This window comes from Cupriavidus sp. HE11 (assembly GCF_056097175.1).
This window is the reverse complement of sequence record NZ_CP184465.1, coordinates 582,928-597,189: the sequence shown is the minus strand read 5'-3', so window position 1 is coordinate 597,189 and position 14,262 is coordinate 582,928. Positions and strand designations below refer to the sequence as shown.

The following is a 14,262-nucleotide window of genomic DNA, read 5'->3' as shown; positions in this document are numbered from 1 at the left end:
TGCGCCACCAATTGATGAGCACGGTTCATGACCGCATGCGCCAAGGCCGCGTAATCGCAGGCACGTTTGTCCGCTAACATCCCGCGATCCCCTGTCACGCCCTTCGCCCCATGACAACACTGAAAATCAATGGCCAGGTCCATGATGTCGATCTGTCCCCCGACACCCCATTGCTCTGGACACTGCGCGACGCCCTGGGCTTCACCGGCACCAAGTTCGGCTGTGGCATGGCGCTGTGCGGTGCCTGCACCGTACACGTCGACGGCCAGGCGGTGCGTTCCTGCGTGACGCCGATCTCGGCGCTGGGCGACAAGCCCGTGCGGACGATCGAGTCGATGGATGCCGACCGTGTCGGCAAGGCGGTGCAGGACGCCTGGGTCGAACTGGGGGTGGCGCAGTGCGGCTATTGCCAGGCCGGCCAGATCATGACGGCCACGGCGTTGCTCAAGGACAATCCGAAGCCGACTGACGCGCAGATCGTGGCCGCGATGAGTGGCAACCTTTGCCGCTGCGGCACCTATACGCGAATCAACGCCGCCGTCCGGCTGGCGTCGTCCCGGCTTTCGGGCAACAAGACCGGAGCCCGGGCATGACACGTACCGATATCCAGCCATTGGAACAGCCGGCGCGCCGCCGGCTCCTGCAGGCGGGCGCGGCGTTTGCGCTGTCCGTGCAGTTCGGCGGCCTGATCGCCAAGGCCGATGCCGCCGAGGCGGGCAAGAAGTATGGTGCCTTGTCGATGCCGGGCGGTGTTGTCGACAACCCGCTGGTCTTTGTCTCGCTGGCCCGCGATGGCACCGTCACCATCGTTGCGCATCGCGCCGAGATGGGGACGGGTGTGCGGACCAGCCTGCCGATGGTGGTGGCCGACGAGATGGAAGCCGACTGGAGCCGCGTGAAAATCGTGCAGGCGGATGCCAACGAGGCGCGCTATGGCAGCCAGAACGTGGACGGCTCGCGCAGCATGCGGCATTTCCTGGCGCCCATGCGGCGCGTGGGTGCGTCGGCGCGCCAGATGCTGGAAGCGGCTGCCGCCGCGCAATGGAAGGTGCCCGTCACCGAGGTCCAGGCCCGCCATCACGAAGTCATCCATACGCCGACCGGTCGGCGGCTGGGCTATGGCGACCTGGCCGAAGCCGCCATGCGGCAGCCGGTGCCGGCGCACGATCAGCTCCGGCTCAAGCAGCCGGATGCGTTCCGCTATATCGGCAAGGGCAAGATCGTGCCGGCCGACAGCCGCGATATTGCCCAGGGCAAGGCCACCTACGGCATCGACGTGCGGTTGCCCGGCATGGTCTACGCGGTCATCGCGCGACCGCCGGTCTACGGTGGCAAGCTGCGCAAGGTCGATAGCGCCGATGCGCTCAAGGTGCCTGGCGTATTGCGCGTGGTGGAACTGAAGGGCTATGACGGGCCCCCGCTGTTCAACCCGGTGGGCGGCGTGGCGGTGGTCGCCAGCAATACGTGGGCGGCCATGCAGGGCCGGGCTGCGCTCAAGCTCGAATGGGACGACGGGGCGAACGCCAGCTACGACTCGGCCGCGTTCCGTCGTGCGCTGGAGGCCGCGGCGCGTCAGCCAGGCAAGGCGCTGCGCAACGACGGCGATGCCGTTGCAGCGCTGGCGGCCGGCAAGGGTCAACGCAGGGTGTCGGCCGAGTACTACGTCCCGCACCTGGCGCATGCATCGATGGAAACACCCGTTGCGACGGCGCGCTTTGTCGATGGCAAGTGCGAGATCTGGGCGCCTTCGCAAGCGCCGCAGGGCGCGCTGGAAAGCGTGGCAAAGCACGTCGGGCTCGATCCCAGGGACGTGACGGTCCACCTGACGCTGCTGGGCGGCGGCTTCGGCCGCAAGTCGATGGCGGACTTCATCTCCGAGGCTGCGCTGGTATCGAAGGCGATGGGCGGCACGCCGGTCAAGCTGCAATGGACGCGCGACGACGATATCCGGCACGACTACTACCACACGGTGTCGGTCGAGCGGCTGGAGTCGACGCTGGATGCCAGCGGCAAGCCGCAGGCATGGCTGCACAGGTCGGCTGCGCCGACCATCGGCTCCACGTTCAAGGTGGGAGCGCAGGGCAAGGCCGACTTCGAGGCGGCGATGACGGCCATCAACATTCCGTACCAGATTCCGTCGATCCGGCTGGAGTCGGCCGACGTGCCGGCGCACACCCGCATCGGCTGGTTCCGCTCGGTGTCGAACATCCCGCATGCGTTCGCGGTGCAGAGCTTCGTTGCCGAACTGGCGCACCAGGCGGGGCGAGACCCCAGGGACTACCTGCTGGAACTGATCGGGCCGCCGCGCAAGATCGATCCCGCGACGCTATCGGACAAGTGGAACTACAACGAGTCGCCCGATGTGTATCCGCTGGACACGGGCCGCATGCGCCGCGTGATCGAGGAAGCCTCGCGCCGGGCCGGCTGGGGCCGCAAGCTGCCGAAGGGCCACGGCCTGGGTATCGCCATGGCCTACAGTTTCGTGACCTATGTGGCGACGGTGATCGAAGTGGCCGTGGACGCCAAGGGCCAGATCACTATTCCGCGCGTGGACATGGCAATCGATTGCGGTCCGCAGGTCAACCCGGAGCGTATCCGCTCGCAGGTCGAGGGCGGATGCGTGATGGGCATCGGACTGGCGATGCTGGGCGAAATTTCGTTCCAGGAAGGCCGGGTGCAGCAGAGCAATTTCCACGACTTCGAGATCCTGCGCTCGCAGATGGCACCGCGCGCCATCCACACGTGGCTGGTCGGTGGCGACTTCGACGTGCCGCCCGGCGGCGTGGGCGAGCCGCCTGTGCCGCCCGTGGCGCCGGCATTGTGCAATGCCATCTTTGCGGCCACCGGCCAGCGGATACGTTCGCTGCCGATTCGCGACCAGCTCGCCCAGGCCTAGCCGTTGGCGCCATCCGGACGGTACCGGATGGCGTCGATCACGATCTTGAGCGCGCGCGAGGACTGGCGTCGGCTGGGGTAGAACGCGTGATAGCCGGGGAAGGTGGGGCACCAGTCTTCCATCACCCGGACCAGGTGTCCGGACTCGACGTAGGGCTGGAGCATCGGCCAGGGCAGGAACGTCAGTCCGAACCCGTCCAGGGCGGCATTCAGCATCTGGTTGACGCTGTTGCACACGACCTGGCCCTCTACGCGCGCCTGCACCTTCTTGGCACCCTTCGCCAGTTCCCAGGCGTAGAGGCCGCCGCTCGTGGAAAGCCGCAGGTTGATGCAGCGGTGGGCCAGCAGGTCGCGCGGCGTGGCGGGCTTGTCGCGGCCCTTGAAGTACGCTGGCGCGCCGACGATTGCCATCTTCACATCGGGACTGATGCGCACCGCAATCATGTCCTTCTCGATCTGGTCGCCAAAGCGCACGCCGATGTCGTACCGCTCGCCCACGATATTGGTGAGGCCATAGTCGACGGTCAGTTCGACGTTGAGATCGGGGTACTGCGGCAGCACCTTGGCAAGCCGGGGCCAGATGATGGCGTCGATCGGATGGTCGACGGCGGTAATGCGGATCGTGCCCGCCGGTCGGTCGCCAAGAGCGGCCACCGCCGCGAGGTCGGCCTCGATTTCCTCGAACTTCGGACCCAGCGACTGGATCAGCCATTCCCCGGCGTCGGTCGTCGACACGCTGCGCGTGGTGCGGGTCAGCAGCCGGACGCCCAGCTTGGCCTCCAGGCTGCGAATGGTATGGCTGAGCGCCGATTGCGTGACACCGAGTCGGGCAGCGGCGCGCGTGAAACTGCGCTCCCTGGCGACGGTAATCAGGGCCAGCAGGTCGTTCAGGTTATGGCGGGGCATGGGACAGGCTTTCTTTCTGCGAGGCGGGCCAGGCCGGACTGGATGCCATCCGTGGCCTGTATGGAGCTATGAAGGCATTTCATGAATGCCTCCGCTATTGTTCAGTCCGAAGCGCGCCGCGCGCAAGCATTTTCATAAGGAGATCCGAATGCACCGTTTGCACGTCCCCCATCTTTCCAGCCGGTTCACCGGCGGCTTGCTGGGTGCCGTGGCCCTGGCTGCGCTGAGCGCATGCGCGGCGGACTTGCCGCCCGCAGCCGGGAAGGGCGCGACCGGGGCACTTGCCATGACAGTGATTCCTGCGGGCTCGCGCGCGCCCACACCTGCACCTGCCCAGTACTTCGTCGGCACGGCTCGCGTTGCGCCGATGTTTGCCGGTAGCGCGCCGTCGCGGCTGTCATCTGGCCAGGTCACGTTCGATGCCGGGGCGCGGTCTGCCTGGCATACCCACCCTGCCGGCCAGATGCTGGTCGTGATGGCCGGCAATGGATGGATCCAGCAGGAAGGGCAGCCGAAGCAGGAGATCCGCCCGGGCGACGTGGTCTGGACCCCGCCGGGCGTCAGGCATTGGCACGGTGCCACACCAGGCGGGTCCATGACCCATCTTGCGATACAGGAATCGGTGGATGGAAAGAATGTCGACTGGCTTGAGCCCGTCAGTGAAGACCAGTACCGCAAGTAAGGAAATCCGGAGCAAAGGCAATGAAACACATTCTGGCAGTAGCGGCGGCTTCGCTGGCCGCATCGGGCAATGCAGTCATGGCACAACAGGTCGAGGGTGCAGCGGGTGGTGGGCGGGCAAGCGCAGTGACTGCCCCGGTTTCGATCGCCGATGTCGGGGCGGTGTCGCCGGCGCTGGCGGCATTCATCCAGGGCCGGCTACAGGGCGAAGTGTGGCAGCGCCCGCAGATGAGTGCGCGCGACCGCAGCGTCGTCACGGTGGCCGTGCTGGTTGCCCGCAACCAGCCTGCGGAGATGCCCGCGCAATTTGCCCTGGCGCTGGATCATGGCGTGAAGCCGGCCGAGCTGTCCGAGATCATCCTTCACCTCGCCTTCTACACCGGTCTGGGCAATGCGTTGGCGGCGATCCCGGCGGCAAGGCAGGTCTTTGTCGCACGCGGCATTGACGTCGATGCGCTGCCGGCCGCGAGCGGCGATCGCCTGCCGCTGAATGAGGCCGCAGAAGCCGCGCGGGCTGCCGGTGTGCAGCAGAACTTCGGGGCGGTGGCGCCGGGCGTGGTGCAGTACACAACCGACGTCCTGTTCCGGGACTTGTGGCTGCGTCCGGCGCTGGCGCCCCGCGACCGCAGCCTTGTGACGGTCGCCGCGCTCGTTGCGACGGGGCAGGTGGCGCAGATTCCATATCACCTGAACCGGGCGATGGACAACGGCCTGACCCAGGCGGAAGCGTCCGAGCTGCTGACGCAGCTCGCCTTCTACTCGGGATGGCCCAGCGTTTTCTCCGCCATGCCTGTATTCAAGGACGTCTTCGCCAAACGCGCAGGCTGATGCGTGCGTGCAATCGAGTCTTTCAGGGCCTTCGCGCCCGTGTAACGAACCCATCCCCCGGACATGATTAAAGTGACACGCCCATGCCAGCAAGCGTCCGGCGACGGGCCGGCAGCTTATTTCTCGGGTAGCGTCCGCATCGACTCGCACTTCCAGGCGGAAGGGCCGGCACGGGTGGGGGGCGCCACGGTCACGTTCGCGCCTGGCGCCCGGACGGCCTGGCATACCCATCCGCTTGGTCAGACGCTAATGGTTGTCGCGGGTGTTGGCATCGTCCAGCAATGGGGCGAGCCGCCCCAGACCATCCGCCCCGGTGACCTCGTGTGGATTCCCCCGCACACCAAGCACTGGCACGGCGCCACGCACGCAATCAGCATGGCGCATATCGCCATCGCGGAAACTATGGACGGGACCCCCGTGGCATGGATGGAGCAGGTGAGCGCTGAACAATATGACCTTGCGCAGCAACGGCAGGTAGCTTGAGAAAAGTGCCTGATAGGTTGATTTTCGTGCCGGATATGCCGAATTCGGCGCTTCCATGAGTGCCTTGTTCGACTGACGACTTAATCAATTATTTGCCTCAAATTTGCGCGATCTGATGCCGCAATACGCATGTAGTGTGCCGATGACCTCGCGCGGGTCACAGGGCAATGAAGAATATGGATGCCGAAGTGGCGCTGTGGGAAGCATATGACTGCCGCCGTTTGAGATAGTCGCAAGTGATTGATTTATAAGCGTAAAGAAGTGCACAGAAATTTGTTGAATCGGTGCCGCTTATAGTCCGTGTGAGTCATCAGGCATGCACGCAGAATTTTTTGGTGCCGACCGGTTGCCCTGGCTCACAAAGACGTGGCCCAAAATAATTTGTGCAATGCCGCATCGCGTCTGCTACACTGCGGGAAAACCCCATAAGGGTAATCCCTAGTGTGAGCGACGCCATGAACATCCAATCCGTCATCGACCGCGAACTGGGCACCCAGAGCCTGGGTTTTGCCAACGACGTGAAGCGCGTAATCGCCGCCGTCCAGAACATCTTCACCCGCCTGCAGGCGGAAGCGCGCAAGGCCAGGGTGGTCTACGCGAACGGCTGAAATAGCCAAGAGCGGCGTTTCAGGCGCTGCGCCCGATTGAAAACCGGCTTGCTACCCCCCGATTCGGGGGCGTGGCAAGCCGGTTTTCTTTTGTGAGCTATTGGGACGTGCAGCGATTTGCTCTCTAGCTCCATTTGACTAGATACGGTATGTGAATGTTTATGAGATACTAGATATAGTGGGTAATTGCTGGTGGGCTCACTAGTCGGGGTCGCTTAGCTCCAGAAGCGCCGACTCCTGCCTCCTGGAGCGCTTTGAGGAGTAATCGTGGCTACAAACAGCAAGAGAACATCTCCGCAGGTCGCATCGACCGCAGGCAAGACGCTTGGCAGCAGTTCGTCGAGTGCGCTCCAGAAGTCGCTCGCCGGGTCCGCTTTGCGGCAATCCGGCACAACCGCGCAGACGGGCGCCAACACGGAAAGCAAGGCGTCGAAGGCATTGGACAATCCTCGCTCGTCTCCGTTGACAAAGACACTCGCCGGCACGGTGGTGGCTCAGTCGAACAAAAAGCGTTGAGTCTGGGTGAGAGGGGGGCGTTGCCCTCGCTACACCCTCAGGGGCACTGCTTCGGCAGTGCTTTTTTGTTTCTCGCACTCAACCCACACACGCTCATCGGTTCCTCAGGCGCGGGTAGAACGTCACCGTTTGACTCCAATGCTCTGCGTTAAGAGGTGCAGCACCGAAGGATTCGCCTGACTGAGTTCTTCGGTATCTGCCAGATAGCCGTACAACCGGTGCAGTGCCAAGGCGATTGCACACGACCGCGAGTATCCCCCTTCGCAGTGCACCGCTACCGTCGACACTTCCTCTGGTAGCGCCTCAACGAACCCTCGAATCCTCTCCGCATGCTCCGGCCGGAAGGCATCTTTGAGTTTCTCCTTCGCTCGGGACGAAAGCTCTGGGTTCATGAAATCGACGTCCGCAAAGCTCAATCGCAGAACCTGCTTGAATCCATCCAGACTGGCCGGCGGCCTCCCTGGCGCAGTCACCGAAATGACCGCCACCGACTCCAATCGCGGCAGCTTCTCAGCGACATTCCTCGACACCGCCAAAACCTGCCTCGTCCCATCCCTCGGCGGCTTGTAAAGCTTGTCAATTGCATCTTTCAACTGAAGCGGCACGCGACATCCTCCTTGGTTGCCCGCTCAAGCCTGCAGCAGCGCAGCCAATCTCTCGATTAGCCAATTCAGCTCATCCTCGGAACACCAGCCTTTCTGCGACACCGATATCTGAACCCTGCGAAGCGTCTTCTCCCGCGACTGACCCGTATGCTCGGCCTCATCTTTCCGCGCAACCCATAACAACTGCCGCGCCAAATCCTCGCAGATATTCCAACGCTCCCAGCGTTCTTCGTCGGTCTGACCAGCGACATATCGCCCGCCAATCTCCCGAACCGCGATTTTCGGCTGCGCGCCTGTCACCACCGCCGGAATCGTGATGCGCGGGAAGTTCTCAGGCACGTCATTGAGGTTCATGTTTGGGCTCCTGCTTCTTGGGGCGTGGTTTGCTCGCGCGCTGGCGGGGCTCTGCATCCCTGGTCATCATCAATGGATTGATGGTTGCGACGGGCCCAATCGTGCCGAACCATTCCTGTCGGCCGAGCGCGCGAACAACGCAGACGAGCGTGTGCAAGGACGACCCGTTACCCAGCTCGAGATTCCGCAACGCCCGTGTGCTGACACCCGCGCGCTCCGCCAGGACGGATTGCTCCAGGTTGCGATTGATGCGAAGGCGCCTGAGACTGGACCCAATCTCGTACTCGAGCTCCTCGGGGGTGTACGAGCGAGTCGGGTCTATGTGCCCCATGTCATTACCTCGGGGCGCAAATATGTCTCTGCAACTACAGGTGCATTTCTGCCGCTACGAGCCTGTTCTAACTCACTACAGGCAACTTCTTGCCGGCTGAACCGTGAGGGGAGGGTGGCTCGCTTCGGCATGTTCGTCCGCGCTATTCAGGCCTGTGGGTGGCGTGATACTTGGCCATGGCCCTAAGCGCCGCCACGAAATAAGTCTTCCCCGTGGCTTTGACATCGTCGATTGCGCAGGTCACTTCGTCGCGGGTGGCAGTAAAGCTTGCGCCGTGCGTCTGGGCGTATTCGAGGACGGCCAAGCGGCTCGTCGAGTCGCAAGGCGTCAGCTGTACGTGGGCGTTGTTCATCGAGTAGATTCGGAGACTGCCTCTGCTGGGGTCATACGCGGCGAAGGCCTTTGCAGGGTCGCCGATGATTTCGAGGCCATCCGTTATGCAGAGTTGGTACATCAGTTCCAGCTCGGTCATGTTGTCGATGGTTTTGCCGAAGCTGTACCTCGTATGGGTTGTCGCGGCTCCCTCAGGCCACTCTTCTAACAGCGCGGCCAAGCCTTTACGTATGTGTTCCATTTCCATCTCAGGTCTCCGCAGACCAGGGTGTCGCTTCGCCTCAGCGCCGGCGCTAAACGGTTCGTCGCGAAACTCGGCAATAGTGCGATTTTAGGATATGCAAATTTAACACTATACGGGTTATTGTCGCAAGCTATTGGGTTCACTACCCGTCACGCCGGCAATGAGAACTTCCATTCCTGAGGAGGAGTACGCCCTTTTGCTCAACGCTCTTCGGGCGGAACGTGAGGCCAGAGAGGTGACGCAAGTCGAGCTCGCGGTCCGGATGGGAGTCGATCAGAACTTCATTAGCAAGTGCGAGCGGGGAGGGCGTCGACTCGATGTGCTGGAATTCCGGAAGTGGTGTATGGCGCTGGGCACGACGATTGTCGACGTCTTAGGTCGGGTCGAAGTGCAACTTTCTGAGTTCGAAGCTGCAATGGAAACTACACGGACGGTCCAGAAGAAGCTCGCCCGCAAGGCCAAGTCGACCAAGTAGGCAGCGTCTTTCCGCTGCGCAGCCTTCGCCCGGCTCCTCTGCTTCAGTTCTCCAAGACGGTGTTCGCCGACAAATTCTCAGGGTGTTGGACTGCTTTCAAAGACAAAAACCAAGCATTCGTCGCACAGCGTCAAACCGTGAGCCGAGAGTTGCTTAAGCGCCACATAAGGGGGCAGGTTGAAGAGATGGTAAAACGTGACGCAAAACTCACGTTAAGCGCGGTGGTTTCAGAATTCAAGGCGAAGTACGGCTATGCAAAGTGGGGATATGTAGAGCTAACGACCGCAGTTCGCGAAATTTTGGCAGAGCGAAGCCCTCACCACTAGCGAGCTCGATGATGGTGGTGGCGGCCACCGGCGAAGTCCCAACAAGAGAAGTGCAGTGAGCGGAAGAATCAAGCATATGGTTGCCGTTCTCAGAATCAAGCATATCGGTGCAGATCGGCAAGCTTTTGGTTAAGTCGCCATCGACGTATGTTGCGTTCCTGCATACGCGGAATTACCTAATGCTGCGATGCCGCAATCCTTCTGCTACAATTCGGGAAAACCCCATAAGGGTAATCCCTTAAAGGAAGGACGTCATGAACACCCAATCCGACATCAAGCTGACCGATCAACTCGAACGCGACCTGATCGAGCGCGAACTGGGCACCCAAAGCCTGGGTTTTGCCAACGACGCGAAGCGCGTAATCGCCGCCGTCCAGAACATTTTCACCCGCCTGCAGGCGGAAGCGCGCAAGGCCAAGGTGGTCTACGCGAACGGCTGACCGGCACGAGCAAGAAATAAAGGGGCGCCGAATCGGGCGCCTCGAATATTTGAAAACCGGCCTGTCACACACCGAACGAGGTGTGTGACAGGCCGGTTTTCTTTTGTGCGCATCCTGGCGAAATGCGAGGACTCCAACGCATCGCCATGCAGTGGGGTGCACAATGCCCTTGAATGTTGCGCATTCGCATCGCCCGGGCTTTCGCTGTAAGTGAGAATCAATTAGATTTGCGGGTTGTTGATTGAAGTAGCGATATCTGCACAGTTCAATCTTGTGCTCAGTATCGCTAGCCGCTTTGATATCTGAAATGGCGATTGCCTGCTACAAATCCCTGGTTCCGAATCGCCATTGGGTCGTGGTTGCTGCTACATGACGGCAAGCGACCCGGGAACCCATTCGCACGTCGATGCCTTGTACAGCCATCATCACGCATGGCTGCAAGGCTGGCTGCTGCGCAAAATCGGCAATGCTTACGATGCCGCCGACTTGGCGCAGGATGTATTCGTTCGCCTGCTTCATCGGAAAGTTGTGGAGATTCGCGAGCCCCGAACGTACCTGGGCACCATCGCCAACGGACTGGTCATCGATTTCTGGCGGCGGCGGGAACTGGAGCAGGCGTGGCTGGAAACGCTGGCCCAGTTGCCTGAGGCGCTTGCCCCTTCCCCCGAGAGCCGTCTGCATTTCCTGCAGGCCCTGATGGAAATCGACCGCATGCTCGATACGTTGAAGCCGCGGGTCCGAACGGCCTTCCTGCTGGCCCAGCTAGACGGGCTGACCTGCCCCCAGATTGCCGAACGCATCGGCATGTCATTGGCCACCGTCGAGCGGTACATCGGCCAGGCATTGCGGCGATGCTACGAACTGCGGTTCGGTAGCGAGTAAGCCGGTCGATATGTCTGCATTGCGCGACGACTTGCCGTCCGAGATTGTCGACGAGGCCGTTAACTGGGCCGGTCGTTTGCTTTTCAACGAGCCGACCGAAGAGACGCGTCGACGGTTTCTGGTCTGGGAACGCGCGGATCCACGGCACCAGCTCGCCTGGCAGCGCGTTCAGTCGCTACGTGACGGATTTCCGAAAGTACCCGTGCCGCTTGCGCTGGAAACCCTGCGTACTGCAGAAGCCATCCGCGGGCGGCGGCAGGCCGGGCGTCGGCAAGCGCTCAAGGTCCTGGCGTGGGGAGGCGTGTCGGTGCTGGGGCTTTCGACGGGCTACCGCTATGCGCCCTGGCAGCGTTGGCTCGCGGAGGTCAGCACGTCGGTGGGCGAGCAGCGCAGGCTCCAGCTGGATGACGGCACGGTTGTCGTGCTCAATACCGATTCGGCCGTCGATATTCGGTTTGACGCAGGGCGCCGCGATCTTATCCTCCACCGCGGGGAAATTCTCGTGACAACTGGTCACGACGACCCGTTTGTGCGGCGTGCTATTCAGCGGCCTTTCACGGTACGTACGTCATTCGGGACGATGCGGGCTCTCGGCACGCGCTTCACAGTTCGGCTCGGTGACGACTTCGCGCAAGTCAGCGTCCAGGAAGGCGCTGTGGCAATGAACCCGGGTAGCGGCGATAGCCAGTCCATCGCCAAGGTGGGTACTACGTGGTCGATGTCTCGGAAGGCCGTCCTCCAGGACGTTGATACGGCATTGTCCCCGGATAGTTGGGCGGATGGGCTGTTGTCAGGCACCCATATGCGGCTGGGCGACGTCCTCGCGGAGCTCGGCCGATATCGGCGCGGGCGCATCGATTGCGATCCTGCCATCGCCAATCTGACCGTCTCCGGCGCATACAGAATCGATGACACGGATCGCACGTTGCGTTTCCTGGAGAAGGTCTTGCCGATCCGTATCTCGTATTTCAGTCCCTACTGGATCAGGGTCGTACCGAAGGGTTAGGGGCGCAATGGTCTTGTTACAAATTTATCCCATATGAAGTGAGGGGATCTGGCGTGGCTGTCCGGCCTGGATTGTAGGAACACCCTTCAACCTGCCTTGGACCTTTTGAGAACCATGCCGCAACTGCAATCCCGTCGTCCGTTATCCCATGTCAGCCTCAGTACTGCATGCCGCTTGCCGCTCAAGCCTGTCACTGCTTCGCTATATCAAGCCATGTTGTGCCTGGCTGTAGGCTCTGGAGCCATGTCATTCAATGCCGCCGCGCAGACTTCCCCGGAGTCGGCTTCGGAGACAACGCTGCCTGCTGTCACGGTAAGCGCAGCAGCCGGGAATGACGCGACCGACCTTCCTGCGGCTTACGCGGGCGGTCAGACCGCGCGCGGAGGCCGCCTGGGGATGCTCGGGAACCGCGGCAACATGGATTCCCCGTTCTCCACGAGCAGCTACACCGCCCAGCGAATCGAAGACCAACAGGCGGTGACGTTGGCAGATGTGCTGAATGCCGACCCGTCGATCCGGTTTACCGGCCAGACTGGCGGCGTCACCGATTCGTTCATGATTCGCGGCTTTCCGATCAACGAAGGGAACCTGTCCGAAATCGCATTCGATGGTGTGTACGGAGTCTCGCCGAACTACCACCTGTTTCCGGAATACATCGAGCGGGTGGAAGTCCTCAAGGGGCCGGCTGCGCTGCTCTACGGCATGTCTCCGAATAGTGGCGTAGGCGGTGTGGTGAACGTTGTGCCCAAGCGGGCCGGCAACACCGACCTGACGCGCTTCACCCTCGACTACGGCTCGGATGCACAGGTCGGCGGCAGCGTGGACCTGAGCCGCCGTTGGGGCAAGGACAAGGAGTGGGGCGTGCGTTTCAACGGCCTGCACCGACAGGGCGGAACGCCGCTGGACAATCAGACGTCGCGCAGTGAAGTGGCGGCCGTCTCGCTGGACTATCGCGGTGACCGTCTGCGGGCGTCGCTCGACCTGATCGAGCAGTACCAGTGGATCGATGCTCCGACACGACCGTTCCTGGTTGCGGCGGGTATCAACGTGCCAACGGCGCCTGACGGCAGGCGCAATATCACCCAGCCGTGGGGCTGGTGGAAGTCCAATGATGTATCGACGCTGTTCCACGTCGAGTATGACGTTGCCGACAACGTCACCGTGTATGCCGACGCAGGCGGGACGCGCTCGGATGTTGCGCGTCTTTCCGACCAGACGCCGACCATCCTGAACGCGGCTGGCGATACGACGACCGCCGTGCAGAACTGGAAGTTTCAGGTGAACCGGATGTCGTTCGACACGGGCGTACGCGCGAAATTCGATACTGGTCCGGTCAGGCACACGCTTGCGCTGCAAGGCAACTTCTACTCGGACCGTTTCGCCAACGCAAATGTCTCGGGCACACCCGTCCAGTCGAATATCTACAATCCGGTCGTGCGACCAGAGCAGTCGATTGCGCCGCCGAAGTACGTGCCAAAGGTCTCGGACTCGACGCTGTCGGGCGCCGCACTTGTCGACACCCTGAGCGCCCTGGATGACCGCGTGGCGCTGACTCTGGGTCTGCGCTACCAGCAGGTCGAGTCGAACAACTACAACACCGCGACTGGCGCGAAGTCATCGTCGTACGATGAAAGCGCAGTCACGCCCCTGGCGGGGATCGTATTCAAGCCATGGCGCAACGTTTCCTTCTATGCCAACTACGTTGAAGGGTTGAGCAAGGGAGATATCGCGCCGGCCACCGCTTCCAATGCCGGCCAGGTCTTCTCGCCGTACAAGACGAAGCAACAGGAAGTGGGCGTCAAGGTCGATGCCGGTTCTGTGATGGCAACGCTTGCGGCGTTCCGCATGACCAAGCCGAGCGGTCAGCTATACGGTACGGTCTACGCCATCGACAGCGAGCAACGCAACCAGGGGCTGGAGCTGACGGTGTCCGGGGAGGTCGTCCGTCGTGTTCGCCTTCTGGGTGGCTTGACCTGGATCGATGGCAAGCTGACGAAGACCAACAGTGCAGCGACCCAGGGAAATCGGCCGGTTGGTGTGCCCAGCATCATGGCCAACCTTGGCGCAGAGTGGGACCTGCCGTGGCTTCAGGGCCTGACCCTGACCGGCGCGGTCAACTACACGGATCGCATCTACGTCAACCAGGCCAACACGCAGTCGGTGCCGTCCTGGACCACATTTGATTTCGGCGCCCGATATCGGACCAGGGTAGCCGGCAAGGCCACCACGTTCCGCGCCACGGTGATCAACGCCTTCGACAAGAACTACTGGGGTGGCGTCGCGTCGTACAGCACGATTTCGCAGGGAGCGCCGCGGACCTTCCTTGGCTCCGTGACGGTCGATTTCTGA

At 62.1% G+C, this 14,262-nt stretch carries 17 protein-coding genes; 12 read left to right on the top strand and 5 right to left on the bottom strand.

What is annotated here, in order from left to right; genetic code table 11:
- Window positions 1–110: 110 nt before the first annotated feature.
- Together ACOABP_RS20150 and ACOABP_RS20145 are read left to right on the top strand one after the other, a co-directional pair.
- Window positions 111–593, top strand: a complete 483-nt coding sequence (locus tag ACOABP_RS20150; RefSeq protein ID WP_474229781.1) for a (2Fe-2S)-binding protein — start codon at window positions 111–113, stop codon at window positions 591–593.
- Entirely contained in the window at window positions 590–2,896 is a 2,307-nt protein-coding gene (locus tag ACOABP_RS20145; protein ID WP_474229780.1) for a xanthine dehydrogenase family protein molybdopterin-binding subunit, read from the top strand. The genes ACOABP_RS20150 and ACOABP_RS20145 overlap by 4 nt, the downstream gene beginning before the upstream one ends.
- On the opposite strand, the gene ACOABP_RS20140 is transcribed toward ACOABP_RS20145, so the two are convergent.
- Entirely contained in the window at window positions 2,893–3,801 is a 909-nt protein-coding gene (locus ACOABP_RS20140; RefSeq protein WP_474229779.1) for a LysR family transcriptional regulator, read from the bottom strand. The two genes, ACOABP_RS20145 and ACOABP_RS20140, sit on opposite strands and share 4 nt — an antisense overlap.
- A 148-nt stretch (window positions 3,802–3,949) precedes the next feature.
- Here ACOABP_RS20140 and ACOABP_RS20135 point away from each other — a divergent pair, with 148 nt between their 5' ends.
- The 5 genes from ACOABP_RS20135 to ACOABP_RS20115 all read left to right on the top strand — a co-directional run bounded on the left by ACOABP_RS20135 (window position 3,950) and on the right by ACOABP_RS20115 (window position 6,917).
- Window positions 3,950–4,483, top strand: a complete 534-nt coding sequence (locus ACOABP_RS20135; protein WP_474229777.1) for a (R)-mandelonitrile lyase — start codon at window positions 3,950–3,952, stop codon at window positions 4,481–4,483.
- Between the two features lie 77 nt (window positions 4,484–4,560).
- A complete protein-coding gene (locus ACOABP_RS20130; protein ID WP_474229775.1) occupies window positions 4,561–5,310 on the top strand; it encodes a carboxymuconolactone decarboxylase family protein in 750 nt (249 codons plus the stop codon).
- A 63-nt stretch (window positions 5,311–5,373) separates the two neighbouring features.
- The gene (locus tag ACOABP_RS20125; RefSeq protein ID WP_474229773.1) at window positions 5,374–5,793 is read left to right on the top strand and encodes a (R)-mandelonitrile lyase; all 420 of its coding nucleotides are present in this window, start codon (window positions 5,374–5,376) and stop codon (window positions 5,791–5,793) included.
- Between the two features lie 455 nt (window positions 5,794–6,248).
- The gene (locus ACOABP_RS20120; protein ID WP_474229771.1) at window positions 6,249–6,401 is read left to right on the top strand and encodes a hypothetical protein; all 153 of its coding nucleotides are present in this window, start codon (window positions 6,249–6,251) and stop codon (window positions 6,399–6,401) included.
- Window positions 6,402–6,668: 267 nt separating this feature from the next.
- Complete coding sequence (locus ACOABP_RS20115; RefSeq protein WP_474229770.1) at window positions 6,669–6,917, top strand: hypothetical protein; 249 nt, start codon at window positions 6,669–6,671, stop codon at window positions 6,915–6,917.
- 122 nt (window positions 6,918–7,039) lie between these two features.
- Here ACOABP_RS20115 and ACOABP_RS20110 read toward each other — a convergent pair whose 3' ends face one another.
- From ACOABP_RS20110 to ACOABP_RS20095, 4 genes are all read right to left on the bottom strand, one after another.
- Window positions 7,040–7,522 carry a hypothetical protein gene (locus ACOABP_RS20110; protein ID WP_474229768.1) on the bottom strand — a complete coding sequence of 161 codons (483 nt, stop codon included), beginning with the start codon at window positions 7,520–7,522 and terminating at the stop codon, window positions 7,040–7,042.
- A 24-nt stretch (window positions 7,523–7,546) separates the two neighbouring features.
- Window positions 7,547–7,876 (bottom strand): hypothetical protein, encoded by a 330-nt coding sequence (locus tag ACOABP_RS20105; RefSeq protein ID WP_474229766.1) that lies wholly within the window; start codon window positions 7,874–7,876, stop codon window positions 7,547–7,549.
- Entirely contained in the window at window positions 7,863–8,207 is a 345-nt protein-coding gene (locus tag ACOABP_RS20100; RefSeq protein WP_474229764.1) for a helix-turn-helix domain-containing protein, read from the bottom strand. The genes ACOABP_RS20105 and ACOABP_RS20100 overlap by 14 nt, the downstream gene beginning before the upstream one ends.
- 142 nt (window positions 8,208–8,349) lie before the next feature.
- On the bottom strand, window positions 8,350–8,787 hold the full coding sequence (locus ACOABP_RS20095; protein ID WP_474229762.1) for a hypothetical protein: 438 nt from the start codon (window positions 8,785–8,787) through the stop codon (window positions 8,350–8,352).
- Window positions 8,788–8,944: 157 nt separating this feature from the next.
- Between ACOABP_RS20095 and ACOABP_RS20090 the strand changes: the two genes are divergently transcribed.
- From ACOABP_RS20090 to ACOABP_RS20070, 5 genes are all read left to right on the top strand, one after another.
- Complete coding sequence (locus tag ACOABP_RS20090) at window positions 8,945–9,259, top strand: helix-turn-helix domain-containing protein (protein WP_474229760.1); 315 nt, start codon at window positions 8,945–8,947, stop codon at window positions 9,257–9,259.
- Window positions 9,260–9,839: 580 nt separating this feature from the next.
- Window positions 9,840–10,025: a hypothetical protein gene (locus tag ACOABP_RS20085; RefSeq protein WP_066736159.1), complete on the top strand. Its 186-nt coding sequence runs from the start codon at window positions 9,840–9,842 to the stop codon at window positions 10,023–10,025.
- 369 nt (window positions 10,026–10,394) lie between these two features.
- Window positions 10,395–10,907 carry a sigma-70 family RNA polymerase sigma factor gene (locus ACOABP_RS20080; protein WP_474229758.1) on the top strand — a complete coding sequence of 171 codons (513 nt, stop codon included), beginning with the start codon at window positions 10,395–10,397 and terminating at the stop codon, window positions 10,905–10,907.
- Between the two features lie 10 nt (window positions 10,908–10,917).
- A complete protein-coding gene (locus tag ACOABP_RS20075) occupies window positions 10,918–11,913 on the top strand; it encodes a FecR domain-containing protein (protein WP_474229756.1) in 996 nt (331 codons plus the stop codon).
- 114 nt (window positions 11,914–12,027) lie between these two features.
- Window positions 12,028–14,262 carry a TonB-dependent receptor gene (locus tag ACOABP_RS20070; protein ID WP_474229754.1) on the top strand — a complete coding sequence of 745 codons (2,235 nt, stop codon included), beginning with the start codon at window positions 12,028–12,030 and terminating at the stop codon, window positions 14,260–14,262.

What these genes read in the sequence shown, in the direction of transcription:
- ACOABP_RS20125 (WP_474229773.1), top strand. Translation starts at nt 5,374, where the DNA reads ATGATTAAAGTGACACGCCCATGCCAGCAAGCGTCCGGCGACGGGCCG.
- ACOABP_RS20135 (WP_474229777.1), top strand. Translation starts at nt 3,950, where the DNA reads ATGCACCGTTTGCACGTCCCCCATCTTTCCAGCCGGTTCACCGGCGGC.
- ACOABP_RS20085 (WP_066736159.1), top strand. Translation starts at nt 9,840, where the DNA reads ATGAACACCCAATCCGACATCAAGCTGACCGATCAACTCGAACGCGAC.
- ACOABP_RS20145 (WP_474229780.1), top strand. Translation starts at nt 590, where the DNA reads ATGACACGTACCGATATCCAGCCATTGGAACAGCCGGCGCGCCGCCGG.
- ACOABP_RS20080 (WP_474229758.1), top strand. Translation starts at nt 10,395, where the DNA reads ATGACGGCAAGCGACCCGGGAACCCATTCGCACGTCGATGCCTTGTAC.
- ACOABP_RS20090 (WP_474229760.1), top strand. Translation starts at nt 8,945, where the DNA reads ATGAGAACTTCCATTCCTGAGGAGGAGTACGCCCTTTTGCTCAACGCT.
- ACOABP_RS20140 (WP_474229779.1), bottom strand. Translation starts at nt 3,801, where the DNA reads ATGCCCCGCCATAACCTGAACGACCTGCTGGCCCTGATTACCGTCGCC.
- ACOABP_RS20120 (WP_474229771.1), top strand. Translation starts at nt 6,249, where the DNA reads ATGAACATCCAATCCGTCATCGACCGCGAACTGGGCACCCAGAGCCTG.
- ACOABP_RS20130 (WP_474229775.1), top strand. Translation starts at nt 4,561, where the DNA reads ATGGCACAACAGGTCGAGGGTGCAGCGGGTGGTGGGCGGGCAAGCGCA.
- ACOABP_RS20150 (WP_474229781.1), top strand. Translation starts at nt 111, where the DNA reads ATGACAACACTGAAAATCAATGGCCAGGTCCATGATGTCGATCTGTCC.
- ACOABP_RS20095 (WP_474229762.1), bottom strand. Translation starts at nt 8,787, where the DNA reads ATGGAAATGGAACACATACGTAAAGGCTTGGCCGCGCTGTTAGAAGAG.
- ACOABP_RS20075 (WP_474229756.1), top strand. Translation starts at nt 10,918, where the DNA reads ATGTCTGCATTGCGCGACGACTTGCCGTCCGAGATTGTCGACGAGGCC.
- ACOABP_RS20105 (WP_474229766.1), bottom strand. Translation starts at nt 7,876, where the DNA reads ATGAACCTCAATGACGTGCCTGAGAACTTCCCGCGCATCACGATTCCG.
- ACOABP_RS20070 (WP_474229754.1), top strand. Translation starts at nt 12,028, where the DNA reads ATGCCGCAACTGCAATCCCGTCGTCCGTTATCCCATGTCAGCCTCAGT.
- ACOABP_RS20100 (WP_474229764.1), bottom strand. Translation starts at nt 8,207, where the DNA reads ATGGGGCACATAGACCCGACTCGCTCGTACACCCCCGAGGAGCTCGAG.